The sequence below is a fragment of the Streptomyces sp. NH27 genome (genome assembly GCF_056859195.1).
The window spans coordinates 1-3,666 of the sequence record NZ_JACEGK010000663.1; the positions used below are offsets into that span (position 1 = coordinate 1).

Genomic DNA, 3,666 nt, shown 5'->3' on the forward strand with positions numbered 1-3,666 from the left:
CCAGGACGGCAGTGCCGTCGCCGAGCGGTAGGCGAGCAGCGCGTCCATCGTGTCGCGGGGCAGCCGCAGCCAGCCGCAGCCGGGGAAGTGCTGCTCGACCATCGCCCGCCACACCTCGACCGGCATCCGGAAGGACGCCTCGCGGTCCCACGGCACCGGCTCCACCTGGTAGCCGCCGGGACCGGTGAAGGCGGTGCCGGAGAAGAGCATCAGCAGCGGCACCTCGCCCTCCTGAAGGGCGTGGAAGTACCGCGTCGCCGCGATGTCCAGGTCGTACGTGCACGGCACCGGCAGGTCGACCTCCGTCTCGCCGGTGAAGCCGGGCGCCATCAGCGAGACCTGCGCGAACTGCACCGGCAGCATGGTGCCGCCCCACCGGGCGCGCTCGCCGAACAGGTCGGACAGGCCGGCGGCCTCCGCGTCCGCGTAGCCGCGGCGGGCCGGTTCGATCCGGATCTGGCAGCGCAGCGCGACCGCGTGCACCCGCACCCCCGGTGTCGCGGTCAGCCGCAGCCGGAAGACCAGGGTGGGTCCGGCGGCGTACGGGTCGGCGCGCACCGCCTCGCAGGAGAACGAGAACTCCGTCACGGCCGCACATCCCCCGCCGCATGCCCCGTTCCGGCCGGCGTTCCGGCCGCAGTTCCCACGCCCACGCGCCCACCCGCTGCCCCGGCCGCGGGCCCGTCCTCGGGCTCGGGCCGCACGTCCACCGGCACCGGCTTGGCCCGGCGCGCGACCTCGGCGAAGAACCGCTCCAGGTCCGCGCGTGCCTCCGCGCCCCCGTCGAAGCCCTGCCAGCGCAGCCGCATCCGTCCGACCAGCTCGTAGCAGATGTCGATCGGCACCAGGAAGCACTCGCACCTGCCGTCGGCCCGGCGCACCAGCAGCGCCTCCACGTCGGGTTCGAGCACCTGCGCCAGCCGGCTGCCGGCCAGCACCTCCTGCCACGTCTGCGGGTCCAGCTCGCTCTCGGTCGCGCCGGCCGGGCTCGGGTACTGCGCCACCAGCCGGTCCAGCGCGGCGTTCCGGAAGAAGAACGCCACCCCGACCGGGATCTGCAGCCGCTCCCACATGCCGTCGTCCCATACGTGCCCGGGGTCGGCGAGGTAGCGGGCCGGTACGGTCCGGAACCGGCCGCCGGCCGCACCCCGGCTGTCGAAGAGCAGCGCGCACGGCACGCACGCGCAGGCCAGCGCCCGCTTCTCGGTATCGACCAGGTGCCGGTGGGCCCCCGGCGCCACGTCCACCCCGCACAGCTCGCACCGCTCCGGCCGCTCCCGCTCGGCCCGGGCCGCCGCGGCGAACCGCCGCAGCCCGGTGAGCAGGGGGCCGGTGCCGGAGCCGAGGCCGGGACCGGTGCCCGGGCCCTGGCCGCTCGGTGCGCTCACGACGCCCCCGCCGCTTGCGGCCGCCGGGTGATCTGGAGCAGCACCGGCTCGGCCGCGCCGCCCGGCGACTCGACCTCCACCGTGCGCACCTCGGTCGCGAAGCACGCCAGCGCGTCCTCGACCGACGCACGCAGCGCGTCGCCGCCGTCGTCACCGCCGCCGCACCCGCAGCCGCCCGCCTCGGCGGCCCGCACCCGCAGCGCCCCGGTCTCCGCGTCGAAGCCGGTCAGCTCCACCGGCTTGCCCGGCACCGCCGCCAGCGCGCGGGCGATCCGCTCCTCCAGCGGCTCCGGGTGCAGGTCGTGCAGCACGAGCATCGCCGACACCGGCTCGTCGCGCAGCAGCCGCTCCAGCGCCTTCGGCTCGGTCTGCCCGAGCAGCGCCACCACCCGGGCGAGCCCGGCACCGTAGAAGTCCATCAGCACCCGGACCAGTTCCTCGGCCGCCGCGCATGCCGCCCGGTCGCCCGACGCGGCCAGCTTGTCGAGCACTTCCTCGACCCGCCGCCCGGCCAGTTCGGCGTCGGGCGGCGCCACCGCCGCGCTCATCCGCCCATCCCGGACAGCCCGGTCGGCACATGCATCTGCTCGACGGTCTTCCCGCCGCCGACGTACATGTGCACCCCGCACGGCAGGCACGGGTCGAAGCTGCGCACCGCCCGCATGATGTCGATGCCCTTGAAGTTCTCCGGGGAGTTCTCCTCGAAGATCGGCGTGTTCTGCACCGCGTCCTCGTACGGGCCCGGCGTGCCGTACGTGTCGCGGGTGCTGGCGTTCCACGGGGTCGGCGGGTACGGGTGGTAGTTGGCGATCTTGCCGTCGCGGATCACCATGTGGTGCGACAGCACCCCGCGCACCGCCTCGGTGAAGCCGCAGCCCAGACCCTCGTCCGGCACCTCGAACTTCTCCCAGGTCTGGCTGCGCCCGGCCCGTACCTCGGCCAGGCCCTTCTCCGCGAAGTGCAGCGCGACCGCGGCGGCGTACGCCTGGAAGTAGGTGCGGGCGCGGTTGCGCTCCAGCGCGTTGGACCACTTCGGGATCTTCCACTCGAAGCTCGTCTCCGGCTTCGTCATGGTCCGCGGCAGGTTGATCTTCACGCTGTGGCCGGTCGCCTGCACGTAGCCGATGTCCACCAGGCCGGACAGCGCCGTGGACCACAGCCGGGCGATCGGGCCGCCGCCGGTGTCCAGCGCCAGGTGCTCCTTGCCGTCGAACCAGCGCGGCGACATCACCCAGCTGTACTTGTCGTCGAAGTTCCGCTTCTGCGGCTGCGGGATGGTGTGCTGGTTCCACGGGTGCCGCGGGTCGACCGGGTTGCCGAGCGGGTCGTGGGTGACGAACTGCTCCTTGCCCGCCCAGTCCTCGTAGTACGAACTGCCCAGCAGGATACGGATGCCGAGGTTGATCTCGGTGAGGTCGTTGGTGACGAGTTTGCCGTCCACGATCACGCCCGGGGTGACGAACATCCGCCGGCCCCAGTCGGTCATGTTGCGGTAGGTGAAGTCGCAGTACTCGGGGTCGTTGAGCGCGCCCCAGCAGCCGAGCAGCACCCGGCGCCGGCCGACCTCCTCGTAGCCGGGCAGCGCCTCGTAGAAGAAGTCGAACAGGTCGTCGTGGAGCGGCACCACGCGCTTCATGAACTCGACGTAGCGCATCAGGCGGCTGAGGTAGTCGGTGAACAACTGCACCGACGCGACGGTGCCGACGCCGCCCGGGTAGAGCGTGGAGGGGTGCACATGGCGCCCCTCCATCAGGCAGAACATCTCCCGGGTGTAGCGGCTGACCTGGAGCGCCTCGCGGTAGAACTCGCCCTCGATCGGGTTGAGCGAGCGCATGATGTCCGCGATCGTCTTGTAACCGTGCTCGCCGGCGTGCGGCGCCTCGGTGCGCTCGGCCAGCTCCAGCACACCCGGGTTGGTCTCGCGGACCATCCGCTCGCAGTAGTCGACCCCGACCAGGTTCTCCTGGAAGATGTTGTGGTCGAACATGTACTCCGCGGACTCGCCGAGGTTGATGATCCACTCGGCCAGGTGCGGGGGCTTCACGCCGTACGCCATGTTCTGCGCGTACACCGAGCAGGTCGCGTGGTTGTCGCCGCAGATCCCGCAGATCCGGCTGGTGATGAAGTGCGCGTCGCGCGGGTCCTTGCCGCGCATGAAGACGCTGTAGCCGCGGAAGACCGATGAGGTGCTGTAGCACTCGGCGACCTTCTTCTGCTTGAAGTCGATCTTCGTGTGGATGCCCAGGCTGCCCACGATCCGGGTGATCGGGTCCCAGGC

General features: G+C 72.1%; 4 protein-coding genes. All 4 read right to left on the reverse strand.

Features of this window, described 5'->3' with window-relative positions; genetic code table 11:
* Window positions 1–588: DUF6084 family protein (locus AC13HU_RS34000; protein WP_483045846.1), on the reverse strand; the 588-nt coding region annotated here is incomplete at its 3' end.
* On the reverse strand, window positions 585–1,325 hold the full coding sequence (locus tag AC13HU_RS34005; protein WP_483045849.1) for a DUF5947 family protein: 741 nt from the start codon (window positions 1,323–1,325) through the stop codon (window positions 585–587). The genes AC13HU_RS34000 and AC13HU_RS34005, both read right to left, overlap by 4 nt.
* A gap of 59 nt (window positions 1,326–1,384) precedes the next feature.
* Complete coding sequence (locus AC13HU_RS34010) at window positions 1,385–1,936, reverse strand: hypothetical protein (RefSeq protein WP_483045847.1); 552 nt, start codon at window positions 1,934–1,936, stop codon at window positions 1,385–1,387.
* Window positions 1,933–3,666 (reverse strand): nickel-dependent hydrogenase large subunit (locus AC13HU_RS34015; protein WP_483045848.1); only part of this gene is annotated, 1,734 nt, incomplete at its 5' end. The genes AC13HU_RS34010 and AC13HU_RS34015, both read right to left, overlap by 4 nt.